This window comes from Plantibacter sp. RU18 (genome assembly GCF_050613355.1).
Taxonomy (GTDB): Bacteria; Actinomycetota; Actinomycetes; order Actinomycetales; family Microbacteriaceae; genus Plantibacter.
Window position 1 is genome coordinate 2,159,977 of record NZ_CP159618.1, and the last position, 21,988, is coordinate 2,181,964.

The following is a 21,988-nucleotide window of genomic DNA, read 5'->3' on the forward strand; positions in this document are numbered from 1 at the left end:
GCGATCCCTCGCCGCACCCGGCACCACTCTCCTCGAACCACCCGACCGAAAGCTGGCTGGACAGATGAACCGAGACGTCGACGCCCTCCGCGTGGAGGGGCTGAGCATCGCCTACGGAGGTGCGGCACCGTCGGTCTCCGACGTGTCACTCCGGGTACGCGCCGGGGAGATCGTCGGGGTGATCGGGGAGTCCGGGAGCGGGAAGTCGAGCATCGCCCTCGCGATGATGGGCCTGCTGCCCGATTCGGCGAAGGTGACCTCGTCGAGCATGACCGTCGCCGGCGCGGACATGCAGGATGCCGAGGAGTCCGACTGGGCGGCGGTCCGTGGTGTCCGAGCCTCGATGGTGTTCCAGGAGCCCATGAGTGCTCTCAACCCCTGCATGCGGATCGGCGCGCAGATCGCGGAGGTGCTGCGCATCCATGGCGTCGCCGACAAGAAGCAGGCGTCGGCTCGAGCTCTCGAGATCCTGCACCTCGTGCGCATGCCCGACGCTGAACGGCGCATGCGCTACTACCCCCACCAGCTGTCCGGCGGCCAGCGGCAGCGAGTCGTGATCGCGATCGCCGTGGCCGCCGGACCGTCCTTGCTCGTCGCCGATGAGCCGACGACCGCACTCGATGTGACGGTGCAGGCCCAGATCCTCGACCTCCTCCGTACCCTGCGCGACGAGACCGGCATGGGCGTGCTGTTCATCAGCCACGACCTCGGCGTCATCGGGCAGCTGTGCGAGCGGGTCGCCGTGATGTACCGCGGCCGGGTCGTCGAGTCGGGCCGTGCGGCCGACGTGCTCGCCGACCCTCGGCACCCGTACACGCAGGCGCTGCTCGAGAGCATCCCGAGGCCTTCGGTGCCGGTCCGCTCCACACTGGCGGTCATCCCCGCCGACAACCACTTCGCCGAGGTCCCGGCCGTGCTCGAGGAGGCAAGATGAGCGACAGGACGCTCGACCAGGCCCGGGATCCCGCGACGCCGGCGGTCTCGGTCGATTCAATGCTCCGCGTCAACCACGTCAGTCAGCGCTTCGGGCACGGGGAGCACGCGATGAACGCGCTCGACGACGTCAGCCTCGAGGTGCGACGAGGTGAGACACTGGGGCTCGTCGGCGAATCGGGGTCCGGCAAGAGCACGCTCGCTCGGGCGATCCTGCTCATGCGGCGTCCGACGTCCGGCAGCATCGAATTCGACGGCACCGACGTGACGGGGCTGCGCGGAGCGGCGCTCAGGAAGCATCGCCGTCGCGTGCAGATGGTGTTCCAGGATCCGAACGACTCCCTCGACCCGCGGTTCACGGTTGCTCGCTCGGTCGCCGAGCCGCTTGTCGCTGCTGGGCTCGGGGCTGCCGCTCGCCGCGGACGGGTGCGCGAGTGTCTCGAGCAGGTCGGGCTCCCAGGTGACGCGGCCGAGCGCTTCCCGCACGAGTTCTCCGGCGGTCAGCGTCAGCGCATCGCGATCGCACGTGCGATGGCGGCGAAGCCGGAGTTCATCGTCCTCGACGAGCCGACCTCCGCTCTCGACGTCTCCGTGCAGGCGCAGGTCCTCAACCTCCTCGTCCGGCTCCAGCAGGAGACCGGCGTGACCTACCTCTTCATCACCCACAACCTCGCGGTCGTCCACCATGTCGCGCACCGAGTGGCCGTCATGCGCGGTGGCAAGGTCGTGGAGGAGGGCACAGGGGAGCAGGTCATGCAGTCGCCGCAGCACCCCTACACCCAGGAGCTTCTGGCCTCGATGCCGGCGTTGTACCGCACCTGACCCTGACCTCAGCTCTCGTCATTGCACCGTCCTCCTGGTCGGTGAGACGCGGTGATTCGATCGGCGTGCTGTCACCGTCGGAATGGAGGTCGACGCCGATCTCGGAGCACTGACGGGCGATGGAGTCCCGGCCGTTGATCCACGGTCGGTGAGAGGTGTTCCGGTCGGACGGTGAGCTCGCGATCCATGGGCGGCGAGGGCGTGCTTCAGCTCGGTTCGCTGCCGGCGGCACGGAGCTGTTCGCGGAGCTCGTCGAGGCGGACGGCGATACCGAGCCGGAACATCCGCTCGTCGTCGCGCCAGGATGCACCGAGGATCTGGTCGAGTCGGTCGAGGCGCTGGAGGATCGTGTTCGTGTGGAAGTTCAGCGCACGGGCGGTGCGTGTGGGGCTCGCGTTGTTGCGCACGAACGCCCGCAGGGTGCCGAGGAGGTCGGCGTTGCGTTCTTCGTCGTAGCGGCGGACCAGTCCGATCGTCTCGCGGAGGAAATCGGTCAGTGCTCGGGCATCCGTGTCGAAGATCGCGGAGTACGGCAGGAAGTCGTCGGTCGACGCGGTGATGTCGGTGATCTCGAGTGCTGCGACGAGCCTGGCGGTTCTCATCGCGCTCGTGAAGGAGGTCGAGAGGGCGTCGCGGGCGACTCGCGGGACGACGGCGACGACCGGCTGCTGGATGGAGTGGGAGACGTGTCGTCGGAGGAGCTCCGGCTCGAGCTGGCGTCGGTCGGACGAGTGCGCTGCGACGACGTAGCCGCGGTACTCGCCGACGAGCGCCCGGTCGTCGAGCTGGCGGCCGAGCGCTCTGGCCGCTGCGGTCTGCTGATCGCCGGGCACCGCGAGCAGGAGGAGCGAGTCGAGTGTCTGGAGGTCCACCCCGAGGCGCCTGGCGCGGCGTTCGACGTCCGAGCGACGTTCCGGGACGTCGTCGAGCAGATCGGCGATGAGCTCGCTCCGGACGCGGTGGTCCGCGCCTGATGCCGCCTCCTGCTGCAATTCGAGCAGCGCCGCGACCTGAGCGGCCCGCTCGACCGTGCGGAGATCGACCGCACCGAGCTCGAAGTCGCCCTCGCCGAGGAGGAGTGCGCCGAAATGCTGGCTGCCGGCGGACAGCGCCGCGACCGCCCGGACACCGGCGCTGTCGACGGGGACGCAGTACCCCGAGCGGCGGCTGTCGGCGATCGCATCCCGCACGGTGTCGTCGAGGTCGAGCATGCCCGGCGACAGTGGGAGACCCGACGCCGCGATGATGCGGTCCTGCGCGTCCATGACGGCGACGGGACGCCCGAGAGCGGACGCGAGCGTCTCGGCGACGGGCGCGAACCCGCCGCCCGCCAGCACGGCCTGTACGAGCTCGCGGTGGACCGTGTTCGCGCGGTCGCGTTCCACGAGGTGCGCGGTCAGGGCGGCGAGGTTGCGACGGCTCGCATCCTCGGAATCCTGGAGGTCGCGGAGCGTCTGTGTCGTCTGCAGGATGACCGAGGCATGGTCCGCCAGCGCCGAGAGGAGGGCGACCTCGTCGGGGGAGAAGTCCTTCGAGTCGCGGTTCCCGACGAACAGGACGCCGATGACGTCGTCGCTCGTGAGCATCGGGACGCCGAGGAGCGAGACGAGTCCCTCGGCCGCGACGGCATCGTCGATCCCGCGTTCGTGCCGCTCGGTCGAGTAGTCCGAGTAGTCTGCGACCCACTGGGCCGTGCGGGATTCGACGACGACGCTCGCGAGGCCGCGACCCGGCGGGACCCGGAGGCCGAGGAAGGTCGGGCTGACGGAGCCGCTCGTCTCGCGGACCCGCAACTCGTGGGTGACGGGGTCGAACTCCGACAGGTAGGCCAGGTCGACGCCCATCATCTCGTGTGCTCGATGCACGAGGCGTGCGAGGACCGCGTCGCTGTCGCGCAGTTCAGCGAGCTCGCGAGCGCTGGAGAACAGCGCGGAGAGTTCGTGCTCGCGCCGACGCAGGCGGGACAGCTCCCGCTGGGAGCGGTGCACCCGCTCGGCGACGTCGGTCGACGAGGCCTCCGGCAGGCCGAGTTCCAGGAGCGCCTTGCTGACGGCGGTCGGTCCGTGCTGTTCACTGTCGTGCGCCGCATCGACGAGGATCGCGATCGCGGTGGCGTCCGCAGGCTCTCGCATCGGGTCTCCTGACTGGTCCCTTGCGAGTCTAGGTGGCAGATCGCGCCAGCGAGGTGTGTCAAACCCACACACGACAGCCCAGGCAATGAGTGATCCGACCATCGTCCGTTCGTGGCCGCGCTCCTAGTGTCGTGCATGACCGCAGTGCCGAGGACCCGGTGACTGCCTGTACCGAAGGGCGGCCCATGCCGAGAAACAGTCGAATCCAGGGGCTGCGGGACCACACACCCGCCGACCGCCTCGACCTCGTCGCGACGGCGACCGGGCTGACGAGCGACGCGCTCGCCGCTCTGCGACCGGAGGACGGGCTGACACTCGCGCAGGCTGATCACATGGTCGAGAACGTCGTCGGAGTGATCTCCATCCCCGTCGGTGTCGCCACGAACTTCACCATCGACGGCGAGGACCGCCTCGTGCCGATGGCCACCGAAGAGCCGAGCGTCGTCGCAGCAGCCTCGAACGCCGCCCGCATCGCGCGGGTGCACGGCGGGTTCCACACCTCCTACTCCGGCGACGTGATGATCGCGCAGATCCAGGTGCTCGACGCCGTCGATCCGCACGCCACCCGACTCCGGATCCTCGAGGCACGCGACGAACTGCTCGCCCTGGCCAACGAGCAGGACCCCATCCTCGTCTCCCTGGGCGGAGGCGCCTTCGACATCGCGGCCCGCGTCCTGCCCACCAGGGCCGGCATCCAGGTCATCGTCCACCTCCACGTGGACGTGCGCGACGCGATGGGCGCGAACGCCGTGAACACGATGGCAGAGGCGATCGCCCCGAGCATCGCCGAGATCGCCCGCGCCCGCACCCTCCTCCGCATCCTCACGAACAAGGCCGAACTGCGCATCACCCGCGCCAGAGCGGTGTTCGACGCCGAGCTTCTCGGTGGACCACAGGTCGTCGCCGACATCGTGGCGGCCAGCGCGTTCGCCGAGGCGGACCCGTACCGGGCGGCCACACACAACAAGGGCATCATGAACGGCATCACCGCCGTCGTCCTCGCCACCGGCAACGACACGAGGGCCGTCGAAGCCGGTTGCCACTCCCACGCCGCGCGCTCCGGTCAGTACGCTGCCCTGTCGCAGTTCGAACAGGACGCCGACGGCAACCTCGTCGGCACCATCGAGGTGCCGCTCGCCGTCGGACTCGTCGGCGGAGCCACAAGGGCGCACCCGACGGCGCAGGCCGGTGTCGCGATGCTCGGTGTCGAGACCGCGAGGGAACTCGCGGGCATCATCGCCTCGGTGGGCCTCGCCCAGAACCTCGCCGCCTGCCGGGCGCTCGCCGCGGAGGGTATCCAGCGTGGTCATATGACGCTGCACGCTCGCACGATCGCGGCGAGCGCCGGGGCGACCGTGGACGAGATCGGCGCGGTCGCCGGCCGGATCGTCGCCGACCGCCGGATCCGTGTCGAATACGCGCAGGAGGTCCTCGCCGAGCTTCGGGCCGGTACCTCGTGAACGCGGGGACGCCGATTCCGCGGCTCGAGTCGGCACCGGGGCTTCCGACGCGCGTCCGCGTCTTCGAGGTCGCACCCCGGGACGGGCTGCAGGCGGAGACGGACATCCTGCCCACCTCGGTCAAGGTCGAACTCTGCCGTCGGCTGTGGGCGGCGGGGTCGCGTGATCTCGAGGTGACGAGCTTCGTGCCGGCGACCTGGATCCCGCAGTTCTCCGATGCTGACGACCTCGTGCCGGCCCTCGTCGTGCCGGCAGGCGCCCGTGCCGTCGCCCTCGTCCCGAACCTGCGTGGGTTGCGACGCGCGCTTGACGCGGGTGTCCGTGAGGTCTCCGTCGTCGTCAGTGCGACCGAGTCGTTCGCGCGCGCCAACCTCAACACCTCGCGTGAGGGTGCGATCGAACGCGCCGAAGCGGTGATCGCCGAGGCCGTCGCTGCGGGTGTCCCCGTCCGCGGGTACGTGTCGATGTCATTCGGCGACCCCTGGGAGGGCGCGGTCGACACCGCGACGGTCACCGAGGCTGCTGCGCGGCTGCACGGGGCCGGCGCATCCACCGTGGCCATCAGCGACACGATCGGTGTCGCGACGCCGGGTCTCACGATGCGCCTGGTGCGGGAGACGGTCGCGGCGGGCGTTCCCACGGATGCGATCGCACTCCACCTGCACGACACCTACGGACAGGCGCTCGCGAACGTGTACGCCGCGCTGACCCTCGGAGTCTCCGAATTCGACTCCTCCGTCGGCGGGCTCGGTCGCTGCCCCTATGCGAAGGGCGCGACCGGTAACCTCGCCACCGAGGACCTCGTGTGGATGCTGCACGGTCTCGGCATCGAGACGGGGCTGGATCTCTCGGCCCTCAGCCAGACGACGGCGTGGCTGTCGCGGATCCGTGGCGTCCGCGCTCCGTCGAACGTCGCGACGGCCATGGCGGCCGCATCGGCATCCGCCCTCGAACCACCGATCACTGCAGGAGACGCCAGATGAGGCACACCACCGAATACGTCCTCGACGATGTCGACGGCGTCCGAGCACTCGTGGCGGACAACCCGTGGGCGACGATCGTCAGCTACGTCCCGGGCCGCGGCCTCGTCTCCTCGCACTACCCGATCCTCCTCGACGAGGACGAGGAGGGCATCGTGCTGCTCAGCCACGTCGGCCGACCGGACGAGCGGCTGCACGAACTCGGCGCGCACGAGGCGATGGTCATCATCTACGGCCCGCAGGGGTACGTGTCACCGAGCTGGTACCAGACCTCGCCGGCCGTCCCGACCTGGAACTTCGCTGTGGCGCACCTCTACGGGGTGCCCGAGATCCTCTCCGACGAGGAGAATCTGCAGGTCCTCGACCGTCTGGTCGAGCACTTCGAACGGCCGTTGCCGGAGCCGTATCTGATGAACGGCAGTATCGCCAACACCGCCTACGCCGAACGGATCGTGCACGGCACCGTCGGCTTCCGGCTGCGGGTCACTCGGTTCGAGGCGAAGGAGAAGATGAGTCAGGACAAGCCGGCCGAGGTCGTCGAGCGTGTCATCACGGCACTCGGCGAACCGGGGCCGTACCAGAACGCCGCGCTCGCCGCTCGCATGTCCGTCGTGCACGGTCGGAGCGAGCCGAACTGAACCGAACCGCACCGACGGCGGCCCGCCGGGTGCCGTCGAGCGCCACGAACACCAGAACAGCATCACGAGCCTGAGAACCGGAGCACCATGACAGCGTCCACGACCCTCACCCTGCGCAACGCCCGCCCGTACGGCGGCGAACCCGTCGACATCGTGGTCCGGGACGGCCTGATCGAGGCGATCGGCGCAGTCGAGTCCGTGGAGACCGCTGGTGAGGTCGTCGACGTCGCCGGACGCAGTGTCGGACCCGGACTCTGGGATGCCCACGTGCATTTCACGCAGTGGGTGATCCAGCGCCGTCGGATCGACCTCGCCGAGACGCGGAGCGCGGAGGACGTCCTCTCCACCGTGCGTCGGGCGATCGACGACGGCGCACCGATGACCGATGGTCTCCTCATCGGCTACGGCTTCCGTGACGGTCTGTGGGAGCGGCCCGCGACCCTCGCCGCACTCGAGGCGACGGTCTCGCACGTGCCCGTCGTCCTCATCAGCGGAGACCTGCACTGCGCCTGGATGAACACACTCGCGGCCGCCCGGCTCGGGCTCACGCTCGACGCGAGCGGCATCGTGGCAGAGGTGCCTTGGATCGGCGCCCTGCAACAGATCGATCAGAGCATGCCGCTGCATGCGTACCGGGACGCCGCCGAGGGTGCGGCCAGGCGCGGCGTCGTCGGCATCGTCGAGTTCGAGAACACCGACAACATCGGCGAGTGGACGGAACGCATCGCCGGCGGAGTGACGAGTCTCCGCGTCGATGCCGCGGCGTGGCCCGACCGCCTCGAGGGCGTCATCGCCGCAGGCCTCCGCACCGGCGATGCGATCGAACCGTCCGGTCTGCTCACGATGGGGCGTCTGAAGGTCGTGGTCGACGGATCCTTGAACACCAGGACCGCCTGGTGCTGGGACCCGTACCCGGGCGTCGACCCGACGAGTGCGCACGCCTGCGGTGTCGAGAGCGTTCCGATCCCGGAGCTGCGACGCCTGCTCGAGCGCGCACGGAGCGCCGGGGTCGAGGCGGCCGTCCACGCCATCGGCGACCGTGCGAACACGGAGGTGCTCGACACCTTCGAGCAGCTCGGCATGCGCGGCGTCATCGAGCATGCGCAGCTCGTGCGCGAGGAGGATTTCGAGCGCTTTGCACGGATCGGTCTCATCGCGAGCGTGCAGCCGGAGCACGCGATGGACGACCGCGACGTCGCCGACCGTCACTGGTCTGGTCGGACGGGGCGGGCGTTCGCCTTCGGTTCGCTCCACCGCTCGGGCGCGCAGCTGCGCCTCGGTTCGGATGCTCCCGTCTCACCGCTCGACCCCTGGCACGCCATCGCATCGGCCACATCGCGCAGCCGGGGTGACCGGGATGTGTGGCATCCCGAGCAGCAGCTGCCGCTCGATGTCGCACTCGCATCGAGCACCAGGACATCCCTGGCGGTCGGGCAGCCGGCCGACCTCGTGATCACCGATGCCGATCCGTCGGGCGCCGGCAGGGACGCACTGCGGAACATGCCCGTCGCCGCGACACTGCTCGGCGGTCGCTTCACCTGGCGAGCGCTCTGATGGCCGCAGGATCCCCGGCCGTGGTCAGCTCGCAGCTCTTCACGAACGCGGCGGTGTTCACCGGTGAAGGGGCCGACGCCTTCGCCTCGGCGTTCCGCATCGTCGACGGTCGCTTCGTGTGGGTCGGTGACGAGGCGGACGTGCAGGGCGAGGGCTCGATCGACCTCGGCGGACGCACTGTGGTCCCAGGTCTCATCGACAGTCACACGCACCCGGCGCTCATCGCTGCGACTGCTGCTGCCGCAGAGTGCTTCCCGCCTTCCGTCGTGTCGATCGACGGACTCGTCGAACGGTTGCGCGAGCACGCCATGACCCTGACGGGGCCGACGGCATGGGTGCTCGGGCGAGGTTTCGACGACACCAAGTTCCCCGGCAAGCAGATGCCGACCGCCACGGACCTCGACCGGGTGTCGACCGACCGACCGGTGCTCGTCTGGCGTTGCGACGCCCACTCGGCCGTGTGCAACACGCTCGCACTGCAGCTCGCCGGGATCACCGCCGACACTCCGGATCCCGACGGCGCGCGCTTCGAACGCGGCGCGGACGGCACGCCGAACGGCGTGCTGACGGAGATCGCCGCAGTGCAGGCGGTCGCGCAGTCCATCCCGGTTCCCGAACGCTCGGAGCAGATCGGTGCGCTCGTGGCGATCGGTGAGGAGCTCGCCTCCCGCGGGATCGTCGCCGTGTGCGACCTGCTCTCGACGCGGCTCGACGATCCGCTCGCGGCCTTCCGTGCTGCGGCCGAACAAGGGCTCCGTACGCGCGTCGCGCTGTACCCGGGCTGGGACCCTGCGGCTCCCCTCGCCGACCTCGCGGACGGGGACCGCGAGGGTCGGATCCGCATCGGCGGGGTCAAGGTCGTGCTCGATGGCGCCTACTCGAATCGGACGGCGTGGGTGGTCGAACCGTACCCGGACTCCTGCGACCACGGGCTGCGGCTCGTCGCCGACGAGGATGTGCTCGCCGCCGGTGACTGGGCGAGACGGAACGGCGTCCAGCTGGCCGTGCACGCCATGGGTGACCGCGCGCTGGACCGCGTCGCGACGCTGTTCGAGAACGAGGAGCCCTGGCTCGACGGCATCCCGTCGGTCCGGATCGAACACGCGACCATCATCAGCGAGGAGTTCGCCGAACGGTTGCGTACCGCACGGATGGCCTTCGGCATCGCGACGCACACCGTGTTCTTCTTCGCGGAGTACGACGGCTACGAACTGGCATTGCGCACCGAGCAGGTGCCCGACGCCTACCCGATCGGGCGCCTGTTCCGGAGCATCGAACCGCTCGCGTTGTCGTCCGACCGCCCGGCGACCGCGTGGAGCGACGCAGACGACGTCATGATCTCGATCCAGGCGGCCGTGCGTCGCCAGGCGTACAACGGTGCCGAGTTCGTGCCGGAGGAGGCGATCACGGTTCCCGAGGCGATGCTGCTCTACACCGGACGGGCGCGGCTGCTCTCCCCACTCGAGCGCGTCGGCCTCATCGCCGAGGGGTTCGACGGCAGCTTCGCCGTTCTGGAACGCGACGTGTTCCGGGTGCCGAGCGAGGAGATCACCGACGTCCGGGTCGCCGAGACCTGGATCCGTGGCGAACGGGTCTACCGTCGGACACCACAGGGACAGGAGCAGAAGAGCGCATGAGCGGTTTCGACACGGAGGCCGCTGCGATCCGCGACGACCTCATCACCGTCCGGCGGGAGCTGCATCGCGCCGTGGAGACAGGACTCGAGCTGCCGCAGACGCAGGCGATCATCCTGCGCGAACTGGCCGGACTCGACCTCGAGGTCACCACGGGGACGAGCCTGTCGTCCGTCACCGCCGTGCTGCGGGGTGGGCGACCCGGCCCGACGGTCCTGCTCCGCGGCGACATGGACGGCCTCCCGATCGTCGAGGCGAGCGGACTCGACTTCGCATCGACGACCGGTGCCATGCACGCGTGCGGGCACGACCTCCACATGGCCGGCCTGCTCGGCGCGATCCGTCTGCTCGTCGCCCGCCGTGACGAGCTCCAGGGGACCGTGGTCTTCATGTTCCAACCGGGGGAGGAGGGCCAGGCCGGTGGCCGCGTGATGATCGACGAGGGCGTCCTCGACGCGTCCGGTGAGCGCCCGGTCGCCGCGTACGCCATCCATGTCGACTGCAGCACCCCACGCGGCCAGCTCGTGACCCGCGAGGGCGCGATGATGGCCAGCGCGAACGCCCTCCGGCTGACGCTCCGCGGGACGGGCGGACACGCCGCGTTCCCGCAGCTCGCTGTGGACCCTGTACCCGTCGCTGCGCAGCTCATCCTCGCCGTGCAGACCTTCGCGGCCCGCCGCCTGCCGGCGACCGACCAAGCGGTCATCTCCATCACCCGGCTCAGCAGCGACTCGGAGGCCAGCAACGTGCTCGCCTCCGAGGTGCAGATGGAGGCGAACATCCGCACACTGTCGAAGGAGACGCTCAGGACCGTACGCGACGAGTTGCCGAAGCTCCTGACAGCGCTCGCCGAGGCGCACGGCTGCACGCTCGAGTCGACGTTCATCGAGTCGTACCCGGTCACCTACAACGATCCGTCCGAGACCCGTTCCGTGCTCGAGATCCTCGACGGACTCGTCGGGCCGGAGCGTGTGACGCGACTCGACGCGCCGTCGATGGCCTCCGAGGACTTCGCGTACGTGCTCGACGCGGTGCCGGGCGTCCTCGTGTTCGTCGGAGCGGCTCCCGACGGCGGCTCGGTCGGGCTGCACTCCGAGCGGGCGGTCTTCGACGACAGTGTGCTCGATCTGCAGGCCTCGGTCCTCGCAGAGCTCGCCTGGCGGCGTCTCCGGGCGAGCTGAGCGCCGGAACCGGCCTGGTGGATCCTGGTGGTACCAGTCCGCGGCGACCCCCGGATGGGTAGCATTGACCCGTTCCGGTTAGCCGACGAGAGGACGCATGTGATCACCGCGGAGGACATCACGAGACGCGCGGCGATCGCCGAGTACCAGGTGGTCGGACGACCACCGGAGACCGATCTCGAGAGCCTCGTGCAGCTCGCCGCGACGATGTGCGGTGTCCCGACCGCCGTCATCAACATCATCGACGACCGCTACCAGCACCAAGTGGCCGCCGTCGGCTTCGAGCCGTCGAGCTGCTCGCGTGAGGACTCGATGTGCGCCATCGTGTTCCAGCAGCCGGGCCAGGTCATGGTCCCGGACGCGACCCGTGACGACCGGTTCGCGTCGAATCCGTTCGTCACGGGTGAGATCGCGGCCGTCCGCTTCTACGCGTCGAGCCCGCTGGTGACGCCGGAGGGTGTGCCGATCGGGACCCTCTGCATCTTCGACGACCGCGTGCGCGATCTCCTGCCCGAGCACGCGCGGGCGCTGGACCTCCTCGCCCGACAGGTCGTCGACGTCCTCGAACTGCTCCGGATGACACACGAGCTCGGGCAGTCGAACGAGCAGCTCGCGCAATTCGCGGGCCAGGTCAGCCACGATCTGCGGAACCCGCTGATGGCGGTGTCCGGTTTCCTGGAGCTCGCGACGGACAGCCCGGAGATGGCCAACGCGCCGCATGCCGCGAAGGCGCTCGCCCGTGCGGAGTCCGCGGCCGGGCGCATGGCGGTCATGATCACCGACCTGCTGGAGTTCGCGAGGATCGGAGGAGCGAGGCCACGCAGGGCACCGATCGAACTCGATGCTCTCGTGCGGTCGGTCGTCGAGGATCTCGACGCCGCGATCGAGGAGACCGGTGCGACGGTCGTGCTCGACGTGTCGACCGAGGTCCAGGGCGATGCGACGCTCCTGCGGGCGTTGCTGCAGAACCTCATCGCGAACGCGCTCAAGTTCAGCGCCGCCGCCGGCGTCCGTCCGGTCGTCGAGGTCCTGGCGCAGCGTGTCTCTGCCGGTGTCCGGGTGTCCGTGGAGGACAACGGGCCCGGTGTGCCGCCGGATCAGCGGGAGCGGGTGTTCGACCTCATGGAGCGTGGGGTCGTCCGGGATGTCGCCGGCCTCGGTATCGGACTGTCGACCTGCCGTCGCATCATCGAGGCGCACGGCGGGCGTATCGAGATCGACGATGCTGCTTCTGGCGGTGCGAGCGTCTGGTTCATCCTGCCGGATGGGCGCTCAGCCGCCTGAGCCACCGATCCGGGCGCGGTGTCTCCTGACGCCCGACCGGTTCGCGCACCGGACCGAGCAGTAGCGCTGGCGTCCGTTGCGTGTCACATCGACGACGACGTTTCGACAGGAGTCGCCGGGCTCCAACCCGGCGGCGCATCTCCCGAGCCGCTGCATGCCTCGGGTCGTCAAGTGCAGCGCGGTCCCCACGCTGATGACGGCCGCGAGCACCTCAGGAAGGGTCTGGTGTCCGTCCCGATAGTGCAGGTGCCAGCCTTCGCCGTCGTGGTCGGTCAGTCGCGGGAAAGCCGCTGCCGTCGCCATCTGTCGGTTGAGTGCTGTGGCACGAGCCTGATCGTCAGGAGCGTCGATGACGGCGAGCCACTCGTCGATGGCGAGACGGACGCGGCCATGGTCGTCCGCGGCCTCGGTGAAGGGCATCGTCATGCCGAACTCCCTCGTGCGCTCGACGATGCCGTCGCGATCCGCGGGCCAGTCGTCCGCGAGTGACGCGGCGAGGAGCACCGCGTATGATCCGTAAGGGTTGAGATGCATAACACCATTACATCATGGTGGAGGCATGACCCTCCTCGATCTCCCGCCAGCGCTCGAACCCCACGATGAACAAGCAGACCCGACGCACGTCCATGCCTGGAGCACGGAGTCGGTGCACGCGACATCCGAGGGCCGTGTGCGGTATCGCCGCTGCAGGGACTGCGACATGCGGCGTGTCGAGATGCAGCCGCACGCGTCCTCGACGAACGGCGTCATCAGCCGGGATGTACCACCCCGGTGACGACACCCACTCACTCGCGTTAGCGTTGGGGGAGCAGCCCGCGGATCCGCGCGCGCTGCCCGAGGAGAGGAACATGATGAGCGGCGACGTCTGGCTCGACAAGGAATCACCCGAGGTCTACAGTGCCCTGGTGGAGACCGGGCGAGCGGCTGCCGAAGCCGCTCTCGCCGCGGGGATCGACAAGCGGCTCATCGAACTCATCCGCATCCGCGCCTCGCAGATCAACGGATGCGCGTACTGCCTGCGACTGCACGTGGGTGATGCGATCGCCCTGGGTGAGACCGCCGACCGCCTCGCGCTCCTGCCGGCCTGGCGCGACAGCGAGTACTTCACCCCGGTGGAGCAGGCCGCGCTCGCCGTCACGGAGGACGTGACGCTGATCGCGGATGTGCAGCAACGCCGTCGCCTGCCCGACGACGACCTCTCCACGCTCACCACTTCGCAGATCGCGGCCGTCCGCTGGCTCGCCATCGTCATCAACGCGTTCAACCGCGTCGCCATCACGAGCCACTACCCGGTACATCCCGAGCGCGGCTGACGCCTTCAGCCTGCGATCGGTCGTGCGCTGCCACCGTCCGGTCCGCCCGCGTTCAGGATCGCGGAGGTCACGCTCCAGGGAGGATCGGCGCACCCGTCAGCTCCTCGAGCTCATCCCAGATCCGGTTCGCGACCTCGGGCGCCGGAGCGGCCGTGCGGGCGGTCGGATCGACCCGCTCCGGGAGGCCACGGAGGCGCCCGCTCGGCGCGTAGTACTCGCCGCCGGTGGCGGCGGGGTCGGTCATGGCACGCACGGCAGACCATGCCGCGGTGTCCTTCCCCTGCGCCCACGGCGTGTAGGGATTGCGCTGATACGGGGTTGTCGCATCGCGGATACCGGCGCGGGTCGGCGTCTTCGCGTCCACGCCCACCCCGGGCCTCGTCACGATGGAATGGACCGGCAAGCCGGCCGCGCGGAGCCGTCGATCCAGCTCGAAGGCGAACACCTCGGTGATCGTCTTCGCTTTCGTGTAGGCGGCGATCGAGACGCGGGGGGTCAGGAGAGCGCCCCCCGGCCGCATGGCGAACTGCGCGACGAAGCCGGTCGAGGTGTGGACGATCCTGGCGGGGCGCCCGTCTGACGCGGACCCGCTGCGGCGCAGTGCGGGGAGGATCCCAGCGACGAGGGCGGTGTTGGCGATGACATGGGTGCCCACGATCATCGGGAGGCCGTCGCGGGTCCGATCGGTTCTCCGCATCGTCATCGACCCTCCGTTGAGGAGCACGCTGTCGAGCCGCGGGAGCGAGACGAGCTGTTCGGAGGCTGCGCGGACCGACGAGAGGGAGGCGAGGTCGAGGAGCGCGGTGCTGAGTGACGCTTTCGGGACGTGCTCCCTGATCGCCCGGAGGGCCACCGCGAGCTTGTCGGCGGATCGGGATGCGAGCACGACGTGAGCTCCCGTGGCGGCGAGTTGTTCTGCGGCGAAATACCCGATCCCGGCAGTTGCTCCCGTGACGACGAACGTCCTGCCCTCGTGGGTCGGCAGGTGGGCGGGGTCCCAGGTCATGTGGTTCCTTCGATTAGAGTGGATGATGTATCCGGTTCACTGTACATGAAACGGATGAACTATCCGATTAGGAGTCGCATCATGACGACGCTTCGTGCCGACGCGGCTCGCAGCCGCGAGCGCATCCTCGCCGCTGCGCGGGGGCAGGGCTCCGTCGAGCTCCGCCTGAACGATCTCGCCAAGGACGCCGGCGTCGGCGTCGGGACCGTGTACCGGCATTTCCCGACCGTGCACGCGGTCGTCGAGGCGTTGGCCCTCGACGCGTTGCAGGAACTCGATGCCCGGATTCGTTCGGCCGCCGACGCCCCGGATCCGGCGGCCGCGTTGCGGTCGACGCTCGATACGGCGCTCGAGTTGCAGCTCCGCGAGGGTGGGCTGCAGTCCGTGCTGCTCGCGGACGACAGTGAGAGCGATGAGGTGCGTGCTCTGAAACGGTCGGTGTACGGCGTGTTCCTCGGGGTCCTCGATCGTGCACGGTCTGCGGGTGCCGTGCGTGCGGACCTCACCATCGAGCAGTTGCAACACCTCGTCTGCGGCGTGGAGCATGCAGTGCGTCTGGGATCGCCCGAGGAACGACCCCTGTTCCTCGACGTCCTCGTCGTCGGCCTCCGCGCGGCGGCCTGAACCGTCGACCGCTAGGGTTCCAGCATGCCTGCACCTGCCGAGTGGATCGAACACCGTCGCGGAGACGGCGAGCGCATTGGTTGGATGCGTCCCGAGGGTGACGGCTTCGTCGTCATCGACCTGCTCGGTCGCCAGCGCACCGATGTACTCGATTGGCTCGATGCAGAGGAGGCGCTCGACGCGCTCGGGATCGGCTACCTCGCCGATCCCTACGAGCTCCTGCTCGACGACGGCCGGTGGTTGCGCGTGCGACTCACCGAGGTGTCTGCAGACGGCATCCGGATGAAGACGGAGGACTGGGGTGCGATCGACGTCCCGCTCCGAGAACACCGTGTCGGGTTTCCGCTCCCGGACACCCTGCGTCCGCATGCGCCGTCGGGCGAGTTCTCCTGGGACGCGGAGGATCCGGACTAGCGCTTCCGGCGCTTCACTCCGTGTATCCAGGCGCGGAAGCGAGCTCCGACCCGGTCCGAGTACTCGTTCGACAGATCGAGCGTCTCCCTGCCGAGGTCGCCGCCCTGCTCGATGGACTCGATCGCCCGCAGCGCACGAGCCTCCTGTTCGGCGGCACGCTTCCGGCGTTCCTCGTCACTCATGGGGCAAGCCTACGCGTGGCGCCGGCTGCCCGTCTCGCACCGTGACGTGGTGACGACCGATCGGGAGCATGAGCGGCTTGCCGGAGGTCGGGTCGGTGATGACCTGGTTCTCGAGGCCGAAGACCGCTCTCACCGTGTCCTCGGTGAGGACCTCGCTCGGTGTGCCTGCGGCGTGGAGGCGTCCGTCGGCGAGGGCGATGAGGTGGTCGGCGTACCGGGCGGCGAGGTTGAGGTCGTGCAGGACCATCACGATCGTGGTGCCGCGCGAGCGGTTGAGGTCGGTGAGGAGGTCGAGCACCTCGACCTGATGGCTCACGTCCAGGAACGTCGTCGGCTCGTCGAGGAGCAGGAGATCGGTCTGCTGCGCGAGGGCCATCGCGATCCACACCCGCTGACGCTGGCCACCGGAGAGTTCGTCGACGTGGCGCTGGGCCAGCGCGGCGGTCTCCGTCGCATCGAGGGCTGCGGCGACCGCGACGTCGTCCTCGACGCTCCACCGCGAGAGGAAACCCTGGTGAGGGTGTCGGCCGCGACCCACGAGGTCGGCGACGGTGATGCCCTCCGGTGCGATCGGGGACTGAGGGAGGAGCCCCAGTGTGCGGGCGAGCTGCTTCGCGGGCAGCCTGTGCACCTCCTTGCCGTCGAGGATGACTCGACCGCCTCGAGGCGCGAGCAACCGCGACATCGAGCGCAGGAGTGTCGACTTGCCGCAGGCGTTCGCACCGACGATCGCGGTCACCTTGCCCGGCGGAACGAGGAGGTCGAGATCGTCGATGACGGTGCGGTCGCCGTAGCCGAGGGTGAGGCGCTCGACGACGAGGTGGTGTGCGGTGGTCACAGGGAGCCTCCAGCGCGGTTGGTGCGGATGATGAGCCAGATGAGGAACGGTGCCCCGAGCACGCCGGTGACGACGCCGACGGGGTACCGGGCGCCGAGCAGGAACTGGCCGGCGAAGTCTGCGGCGAGGACCAGGAGTGCGCCGACGAGTGCTGCGGGCACCAGCATGTGCCCGCCGCGACCGACGACGCGTGACGCGATCGGGCCGGAGAGGAATGCGACGAACGCGATCGGCCCTGAGGCCGCGGTCGCGAAGGCGATGAGGCCCACGGCGGCGACGACGATGATGAGACGCGTGCGGTTGACGCGGACTCCGAGGGCGGCGGCGGTGTCGTCTCCCAGCTGCGTCGCAGCAAGGTTCTTCGACTGCCCGAGGAGTACCGGTCCGAGCACGAGCAGCGCCACGACGACGGGGGCGACCTGCGGCCAGCTCGTCCCGTTCAGACTGCCGGTCAACCATCGGGTCGCCTCCTGCAGGTCCCACTGCGCCGCACGCGACAGGACGTAGGCGGTCAGGCTGTCGAGCATGGCTGCGATCCCGATGCCGATGAGGATGAGTCTCGTGCCTGCGACGCCACCGCGGTACGACAGGAGGTAGACGAGGATCGCGACGGCGAGACCGACGACGATCGCGAAGACGGAGACGGCTGTCGCGCCGAGCGAGAGGGTGACGATGGCGAAGGCTGCCGCCGCGCTCGATCCGGCACTGATGCCGATGATGTCCGGGCTCGCGAGCGGATTGCGCAGCATCGTCTGGAACGTGACGCCGGCCAGCCCGAACGATGCCCCGGCGATGACCGCGAGCACGGCGCGTGGCAGCCGCAGTCGGCCGACCGTGAACGTCGCGCCGGCGACGTCCTCGCCGGCGATGACCCGCAGTACGTCGGAAGGTGGATAGAAGCTCTTGCCGACCATGAGTGAGACGGCGAACACGACGACGATGAGGACCGTGAGGACGACCATGACGACAGCTCGCCGTCGGGCACGGATCCGCCGCCCGCCGGTCACGCGGTCGATCGTCGAGCGGGCTTCGGACACCAGGTCCAGGGGTGATCCCGTCTGCTGGCCGGTGCTCACAGGGCGCTCACCTTCTGCCGACGGACGATGGCGATGAAGATCGGGGCGCCGATGAGGGCCGTGATGATGCCGACGTCGATTTCGGCAGGTCGGGCGACGACGCGCCCGAGGATGTCCGCGCTGGTGAGCAGGACCGCACCCACGATCGCCGAGAACGGCAGCAGCCAACGGTGGTCGACGCCGACGACGAGCCGGCAGGCGTGCGGGACGACGAGCCCGACGAAGCCGATCGGCCCGGTGACGGCCGTCGCGGCCCCGCAGAGGATGACCGAACCGAGTGCGGCAGCGCCGCGGGCAACGGCGACGCGCTCGCCGAGTCCGGCCGCGAGGTCGTCACCCAGTGCGAGGGAGTTCAGACCGCGCGCGGACAGGAGACAGATGAGGAGGCCCGCGATGAGGAACGGCAGCACCTGGTTGATCAGGACGAAGGTGCCGCCGCCCACGCCGCCGATCTGCCAGGAGCGGACGCTGCTCGCGATGTCACCGCGGGGGAGGACGACCGCAGTGATGAACGAGGCGAGCGCGGCGGACGTGGCCGCGCCGGCGAGTGCGAGCTTCAACGGTGTCGCACCGCCGCGGCCGAGCGAGCCGATCGTGTAGACGAAGACGGCGGTGACGGCTGCGCCGATGATCGCGATCCAGATGGTGGTGCTCGCTGCTGCGAGACCGAAGTAGGCGAGACCCGCGACGACGGCGAGGGATGCGCCGAGGTTGATGCCGAGGATGCCGGGGTCGGCGAGGGGGTTCCGTGTGACACCCTGCATGACTGCGCCGGACACGCCGAGTGCCGCTCCGGCGAGCACGGCGAGGATCGTTCGGGGGATCCGCTTGGCGACGGCCGCCTGATCGAAACCGTCGACCGCGCCACTGAAGGCTCCGACGACGGCGGACCAACCGACATCGCGGGAGCCGACCATCACGGAGGCGATCATGAGGACGAGCAGGACGCTGGCTGCGACGAGGAGCCAGAGCCCGCGAACCCGCCTCGGACGCTGCACGAGTGCGAGGCCCGAGGCGGGTGGGGTGGCCGTGTCGGTGGTCACTCCGCCTTGTCGGCTGCCTGGGCGAGCAGCTCGAGGTAGTCGCCGAGGATCCAGGAGATCGAGAGCGGCGTCGGGTTCGCGGCGGTGCCCAGGGGGCTCGTCCCGGGGAGCGCGACGATGGCGCCGTTCGCGACGGCGGGCATCTGGGCGAGCAGCGGGTCGGCTTCGAGCGCCGTGATGAGCTCGTCGCCGCCGTAGGTCACGATGATGTCGACGTCACTGAAGGCGTCAGCCTGCTCCGCACTCTGCGTGAGCGAGAACAACTCGGTCTCCGCGGACGCCGTCGCGATGCTCTCGGGGAAGGCGAGGCCGAGGTCCTCGAAGAACGCGGTGCGCGTGTCGTGAGTCGTGTAGAAGCTGACCTCGCTGAGGTCGGTGGTGTCGACGTGGGTGAGGAACATCGCCGTCTTGCCCTCGAGCTGCGGATACTCGGCTGCTGCGTCGCTGATCTCACCCTCGAGCTCGGTGATGAGCGCTGCACCCTCGTCGGCCATGCCCATGGCTTCGCTGTTGAAGGTGATGGTGTCGCGCCAGGACGTGCCCCAGGCGGTCTCCGGATACGCGACGACCGGGGCGATCTCGCTGAGCGTGTCGTAGTCCTCCTGCGTGAGTCCGGAGTAGGCGGCGAGGATCACGTCCGGGTTCGTGTCGGCGACGGCCTCGAAGTCGATGCCGTCGGTCTCGTCGAAGAGCACGGGCGGCTCGGCGTCGAGCGCTTCGAGCTTGTCCTCGACCCAGGGGAGCATGCCGTTGCCGTCGTCGTCGCCGAAGTTCGCGGCGGCCATCCCGACGGGCACCACGCCGAGGGCGAGCGGGACCTCGTGGTTGGCCCAGTTGACGGTCGCGACCCGTTCTGGCTTCGTATCGATCGTCGTGGTGCCGAGGGCGTGCTCGATCGTGATGGGCGTGAACTCGCCGTCTGCGCTCGATCCCTCGTCTGCCGAGGAGGAGGAGCAGGCCGCGAGGCCGACGGTGAGGAACGCTGCCGCTGAGAGTGCGACGAGACGGGAAGCGTGCTGCATGGTGTCCTTTCGGAGAAGCCTGGGTGCTGTGTCGGCATGCTGCGGGCGCGACGGACGGCGGCGTCGGAGGACGTCGTCGAGGGGTCGTGGAGGAGGGCCGTCAGACGGCCGGCATCCGGCGCAGCGAAGCCGTGATGAAGGATTGCCTAACCAAAGCTACTGGCCCCTGCTGATGATTGCAATCGAGTGGATCCGACACGATCCTTCGCGATTCAGACAGTTCTCAGAGCGACCGGAACCGTCCCGGGCTGACACCGGTGACGCGGCGGAACGCCGTGCCGAACGCCGTCGACGAACGGTAGCCGACCGACGCGGCCACCTCGTCGATGCTGTCCCCGGCAGACAGGCGCAGCATCGCGTGTTGTGCACGGGCCGTGGCCGTCCATCGGCTGAACCCGAGCCCGGTCTCAGCCTCGAAGGCGCGGGTGATCGTGCGCGTGCTCACACCCGACCGCTCGGCCCACTCGGCGAGCGAGGTCGTGTCGGACGGATCCTTGCGGAGTCGCTCGGCGATCACGGCGAGCAGAGGCGAGTGGGGGACTCGGAGCAGGATCTCGTGGGGTGCCGGCGCGAGGATGTCGAGGATCGTCGCCTCTGTCGTCGCTCGTGAGGTGTCGTCGAGTCCGTCCTCGCTCAACCGGTCGAGCAGGAGCCTCAGCAACACGGTGACCTCGACGGCGGCGGGACGCTCGGAGATCGATGGGACGCTGTCGATGCCGAAGAGGGCGGCGCGTTGCCACGTGCCGGCGGGCGTCCAGCCGGAGTGCCTGACGCCGGCCGGGATCCAGAGACCATTGTTCGGCGTGACCGTCCAGACGCGGTCGCCGACGGTGGCCGTCGAGGTGCCGCGCGCGTTCCAGAGCAGTTCGTGGGTCGGGTGGGAGTGCTCCTCCCAGTGCGTGTCGCGCTCGATGACCTCGGTGTTGTCCCGGATCACGAACGGCACCTCGACCGCGCCGGCCTCGTACAGAGGGAGTCGGCGTCGGGCGGGTCCGACGGGGTCCGTCACGGCCAGGTCGACGGACTGCTCCCAGATCTCAGCTGGGGACGCAGAGCCGGGCATCGCTCCAGCGTACGGGTGCGAAGCCGACTTCAGCACCGATTCAGCTTCAGCACGCCAGACTGGTGTCCACCGGTCGGGCGTCGTCCGGCGGCCGACCCGAAAGTGGGAGCGATGCGGATCCTCGTCGTCGACGATGAAGTGCGTCTGGCCGACGGTGTCCGACGCGGGCTCGAAGCAGAGGGATTCGCCGTGGACCTCGCCTCCAACGGGGTCGACGGACTCTGGATGGCGGGCGAGCACCACTACGACGCGATCATCCTGGACATCATGATGCCCGGCATGAGCGGCTATCGGGTGTGCCAGCAGCTCAGGGCCGCCGGGGACTGGACCCCGATCCTCATGCTCACCGCGAAGGACGGCGACTGGGATCAGGTGGAGGCCTTGGACACCGGCGCGGACGACTTCCTCAGCAAGCCGTTCTCCTTCGCCGTCCTCGTCGCGCGCATCCGCTCCCTGGTCCGCCGCGGATCGCGGGAGCGGCCGGCGGTGCTGGAGGTCGGGGGGTTGCGGCTCGACCCCGCGGCGAAACGCCTGAACCGCGGGCAGACGCCGATCGAGCTCACCTCCCGCGAGTTCGCGGTCCTCGAGTTCCTCATGCGGCGTGCAGGGGAGGTCGTCTCGAAGCGCGACGTCCTGCAGAACGTCTGGGACGACGACTTCGAGGGTGATCCGAACATCGTCGAGGTCTACATCGGACACTTGCGGAACAAGGTCGACCGGCCGTTCGGACTGGGGTCGATCGAGACCGTCCGAGGCTTCGGATACCGGTTGGTGGGCGATCGTGGCTGA

The 21,988-nt window shown here is 69.4% G+C and carries 22 protein-coding genes; 13 read left to right on the forward strand and 9 right to left on the reverse strand.

Annotation, left to right across the window (positions count from 1 at the left end):
• Window positions 1-64 precede the first annotated feature (64 nt).
• Both ABMA10_RS10400 and ABMA10_RS10405 read left to right on the forward strand, forming a co-directional pair.
• On the forward strand, window positions 65-934 hold the full coding sequence (locus tag ABMA10_RS10400; RefSeq protein ID WP_347866714.1) for an ABC transporter ATP-binding protein: 870 nt from the start codon (window positions 65-67) through the stop codon (window positions 932-934).
• Window positions 931-1,755 carry an ATP-binding cassette domain-containing protein gene (locus ABMA10_RS10405; protein WP_347866713.1) on the forward strand — a complete coding sequence of 275 codons (825 nt, stop codon included), beginning with the start codon at window positions 931-933 and terminating at the stop codon, window positions 1,753-1,755. Before ABMA10_RS10400 ends, ABMA10_RS10405 begins: the two co-directional genes overlap by 4 nt.
• Before the next feature lie 206 nt (window positions 1,756-1,961).
• Here the strand turns inward: ABMA10_RS10405 and ABMA10_RS10410 are convergent, their stop codons facing one another.
• Window positions 1,962-3,887 carry a helix-turn-helix domain-containing protein gene (locus ABMA10_RS10410; RefSeq protein ID WP_347866712.1) on the reverse strand — a complete coding sequence of 642 codons (1,926 nt, stop codon included), beginning with the start codon at window positions 3,885-3,887 and terminating at the stop codon, window positions 1,962-1,964.
• A gap of 185 nt (window positions 3,888-4,072) precedes the next feature.
• Here ABMA10_RS10410 and ABMA10_RS10415 point away from each other — a divergent pair, with 185 nt between their 5' ends.
• The 7 genes from ABMA10_RS10415 (at window position 4,073) to ABMA10_RS10445 (ending at window position 12,618) form a co-directional block, all read left to right on the forward strand.
• On the forward strand, window positions 4,073-5,347 hold the full coding sequence (locus tag ABMA10_RS10415; protein ID WP_347866711.1) for a hydroxymethylglutaryl-CoA reductase, degradative: 1,275 nt from the start codon (window positions 4,073-4,075) through the stop codon (window positions 5,345-5,347).
• On the forward strand, window positions 5,344-6,330 hold the full coding sequence (locus ABMA10_RS10420; RefSeq protein WP_431031477.1) for a hydroxymethylglutaryl-CoA lyase: 987 nt from the start codon (window positions 5,344-5,346) through the stop codon (window positions 6,328-6,330). Before ABMA10_RS10415 ends, ABMA10_RS10420 begins: the two co-directional genes overlap by 4 nt.
• Entirely contained in the window at window positions 6,327-6,965 is a 639-nt protein-coding gene (locus ABMA10_RS10425) for an FMN-binding negative transcriptional regulator (RefSeq protein WP_347866710.1), read from the forward strand. The genes ABMA10_RS10420 and ABMA10_RS10425 overlap by 4 nt, the downstream gene beginning before the upstream one ends.
• A gap of 87 nt (window positions 6,966-7,052) precedes the next feature.
• A complete protein-coding gene (locus ABMA10_RS10430) occupies window positions 7,053-8,519 on the forward strand; it encodes an amidohydrolase (RefSeq protein WP_347866709.1) in 1,467 nt (488 codons plus the stop codon).
• Window positions 8,519-10,156, forward strand: a complete 1,638-nt coding sequence (locus tag ABMA10_RS10435) for an amidohydrolase (protein ID WP_431031478.1) — start codon at window positions 8,519-8,521, stop codon at window positions 10,154-10,156. Before ABMA10_RS10430 ends, ABMA10_RS10435 begins: the two co-directional genes overlap by 1 nt.
• Window positions 10,153-11,334 (forward strand): M20 metallopeptidase family protein, encoded by a 1,182-nt coding sequence (locus ABMA10_RS10440; RefSeq protein WP_347866707.1) that lies wholly within the window; start codon window positions 10,153-10,155, stop codon window positions 11,332-11,334. The genes ABMA10_RS10435 and ABMA10_RS10440 overlap by 4 nt, the downstream gene beginning before the upstream one ends.
• A 99-nt stretch (window positions 11,335-11,433) precedes the next feature.
• Window positions 11,434-12,618, forward strand: coding sequence for a sensor histidine kinase (locus ABMA10_RS10445; RefSeq protein ID WP_431031479.1), 1,185 nt, complete (start codon window positions 11,434-11,436; stop codon window positions 12,616-12,618).
• On the opposite strand, the gene ABMA10_RS10450 is transcribed toward ABMA10_RS10445, so the two are convergent.
• Window positions 12,607-13,152 carry a CGNR zinc finger domain-containing protein gene (locus ABMA10_RS10450; protein ID WP_347866705.1) on the reverse strand — a complete coding sequence of 182 codons (546 nt, stop codon included), beginning with the start codon at window positions 13,150-13,152 and terminating at the stop codon, window positions 12,607-12,609. The genes ABMA10_RS10445 and ABMA10_RS10450 overlap by 12 nt on opposite strands.
• A 314-nt stretch (window positions 13,153-13,466) precedes the next feature.
• Here ABMA10_RS10450 and ABMA10_RS10455 point away from each other — a divergent pair, with 314 nt between their 5' ends.
• The gene (locus ABMA10_RS10455) at window positions 13,467-13,931 is read left to right on the forward strand and encodes a carboxymuconolactone decarboxylase family protein (RefSeq protein ID WP_347866704.1); all 465 of its coding nucleotides are present in this window, start codon (window positions 13,467-13,469) and stop codon (window positions 13,929-13,931) included.
• A 67-nt stretch (window positions 13,932-13,998) separates the two neighbouring features.
• Here ABMA10_RS10455 and ABMA10_RS10460 read toward each other — a convergent pair whose 3' ends face one another.
• The gene (locus tag ABMA10_RS10460; RefSeq protein ID WP_431031480.1) at window positions 13,999-14,937 is read right to left on the reverse strand and encodes an SDR family NAD(P)-dependent oxidoreductase; all 939 of its coding nucleotides are present in this window, start codon (window positions 14,935-14,937) and stop codon (window positions 13,999-14,001) included.
• An 81-nt stretch (window positions 14,938-15,018) separates the two neighbouring features.
• On the opposite strand from ABMA10_RS10460, the gene ABMA10_RS10465 reads away from it, so the two are divergent.
• Together ABMA10_RS10465 and ABMA10_RS10470 are read left to right on the forward strand one after the other, a co-directional pair.
• Window positions 15,019-15,561: a TetR/AcrR family transcriptional regulator gene (locus ABMA10_RS10465; RefSeq protein WP_347866702.1), complete on the forward strand. Its 543-nt coding sequence runs from the start codon at window positions 15,019-15,021 to the stop codon at window positions 15,559-15,561.
• Window positions 15,562-15,585: 24 nt separating this feature from the next.
• Window positions 15,586-15,975: a hypothetical protein gene (locus tag ABMA10_RS10470; protein ID WP_347866701.1), complete on the forward strand. Its 390-nt coding sequence runs from the start codon at window positions 15,586-15,588 to the stop codon at window positions 15,973-15,975.
• Here the strand turns inward: ABMA10_RS10470 and ABMA10_RS10475 are convergent.
• From ABMA10_RS10475 to ABMA10_RS10500, 6 genes are all read right to left on the reverse strand, one after another.
• The gene (locus ABMA10_RS10475; RefSeq protein ID WP_347866700.1) at window positions 15,972-16,157 is read right to left on the reverse strand and encodes a hypothetical protein; all 186 of its coding nucleotides are present in this window, start codon (window positions 16,155-16,157) and stop codon (window positions 15,972-15,974) included. The two genes, ABMA10_RS10470 and ABMA10_RS10475, sit on opposite strands and share 4 nt — an antisense overlap.
• Complete coding sequence (locus tag ABMA10_RS10480) at window positions 16,150-16,995, reverse strand: ABC transporter ATP-binding protein (protein ID WP_347866699.1); 846 nt, start codon at window positions 16,993-16,995, stop codon at window positions 16,150-16,152. Before ABMA10_RS10480 ends, ABMA10_RS10475 begins: the two co-directional genes overlap by 8 nt.
• Entirely contained in the window at window positions 16,992-18,071 is a 1,080-nt protein-coding gene (locus tag ABMA10_RS10485) for a FecCD family ABC transporter permease (RefSeq protein ID WP_414693588.1), read from the reverse strand. The genes ABMA10_RS10480 and ABMA10_RS10485 overlap by 4 nt, the downstream gene beginning before the upstream one ends.
• Window positions 18,068-19,114, reverse strand: a complete 1,047-nt coding sequence (locus ABMA10_RS10490) for a FecCD family ABC transporter permease (protein WP_347866698.1) — start codon at window positions 19,112-19,114, stop codon at window positions 18,068-18,070. Before ABMA10_RS10490 ends, ABMA10_RS10485 begins: the two co-directional genes overlap by 4 nt.
• Entirely contained in the window at window positions 19,111-20,136 is a 1,026-nt protein-coding gene (locus tag ABMA10_RS10495) for an iron-siderophore ABC transporter substrate-binding protein (protein ID WP_347866697.1), read from the reverse strand. Before ABMA10_RS10495 ends, ABMA10_RS10490 begins: the two co-directional genes overlap by 4 nt.
• Before the next feature lie 223 nt (window positions 20,137-20,359).
• On the reverse strand, window positions 20,360-21,199 hold the full coding sequence (locus tag ABMA10_RS10500) for a helix-turn-helix domain-containing protein (protein WP_347866696.1): 840 nt from the start codon (window positions 21,197-21,199) through the stop codon (window positions 20,360-20,362).
• A gap of 111 nt (window positions 21,200-21,310) precedes the next feature.
• On the opposite strand from ABMA10_RS10500, the gene ABMA10_RS10505 reads away from it, so the two are divergent.
• On the forward strand, window positions 21,311-21,988 hold the full coding sequence (locus ABMA10_RS10505; protein WP_347866695.1) for a response regulator transcription factor: 678 nt from the start codon (window positions 21,311-21,313) through the stop codon (window positions 21,986-21,988).

Bases quoted from the DNA above. Each gene is read 5' to 3' on its own strand.
- ABMA10_RS10430 (WP_347866709.1), top strand. From the start codon at position 7,053: ATGACAGCGTCCACGACCCTCACCCTGCGCAACGCCCGCCCGTACGGC.
- ABMA10_RS10475 (WP_347866700.1), bottom strand. From the start codon at position 16,157: ATGAGTGACGAGGAACGCCGGAAGCGTGCCGCCGAACAGGAGGCTCGT.
- ABMA10_RS10495 (WP_347866697.1), bottom strand. From the start codon at position 20,136: ATGCAGCACGCTTCCCGTCTCGTCGCACTCTCAGCGGCAGCGTTCCTC.
- ABMA10_RS10410 (WP_347866712.1), bottom strand. From the start codon at position 3,887: ATGCGAGAGCCTGCGGACGCCACCGCGATCGCGATCCTCGTCGATGCG.
- ABMA10_RS10415 (WP_347866711.1), top strand. From the start codon at position 4,073: ATGCCGAGAAACAGTCGAATCCAGGGGCTGCGGGACCACACACCCGCC.
- ABMA10_RS10500 (WP_347866696.1), bottom strand. From the start codon at position 21,199: ATGCCCGGCTCTGCGTCCCCAGCTGAGATCTGGGAGCAGTCCGTCGAC.
- ABMA10_RS10455 (WP_347866704.1), top strand. From the start codon at position 13,467: ATGATGAGCGGCGACGTCTGGCTCGACAAGGAATCACCCGAGGTCTAC.
- ABMA10_RS10465 (WP_347866702.1), top strand. From the start codon at position 15,019: ATGACGACGCTTCGTGCCGACGCGGCTCGCAGCCGCGAGCGCATCCTC.
- ABMA10_RS10425 (WP_347866710.1), top strand. From the start codon at position 6,327: ATGAGGCACACCACCGAATACGTCCTCGACGATGTCGACGGCGTCCGA.
- ABMA10_RS10440 (WP_347866707.1), top strand. From the start codon at position 10,153: ATGAGCGGTTTCGACACGGAGGCCGCTGCGATCCGCGACGACCTCATC.
- ABMA10_RS10435 (WP_431031478.1), top strand. From the start codon at position 8,519: ATGGCCGCAGGATCCCCGGCCGTGGTCAGCTCGCAGCTCTTCACGAAC.
- ABMA10_RS10405 (WP_347866713.1), top strand. From the start codon at position 931: ATGAGCGACAGGACGCTCGACCAGGCCCGGGATCCCGCGACGCCGGCG.
- ABMA10_RS10400 (WP_347866714.1), top strand. From the start codon at position 65: ATGAACCGAGACGTCGACGCCCTCCGCGTGGAGGGGCTGAGCATCGCC.
- ABMA10_RS10450 (WP_347866705.1), bottom strand. From the start codon at position 13,152: ATGCATCTCAACCCTTACGGATCATACGCGGTGCTCCTCGCCGCGTCA.
- ABMA10_RS10470 (WP_347866701.1), top strand. From the start codon at position 15,586: ATGCCTGCACCTGCCGAGTGGATCGAACACCGTCGCGGAGACGGCGAG.
- ABMA10_RS10460 (WP_431031480.1), bottom strand. From the start codon at position 14,937: ATGACCTGGGACCCCGCCCACCTGCCGACCCACGAGGGCAGGACGTTC.
- ABMA10_RS10505 (WP_347866695.1), top strand. From the start codon at position 21,311: ATGCGGATCCTCGTCGTCGACGATGAAGTGCGTCTGGCCGACGGTGTC.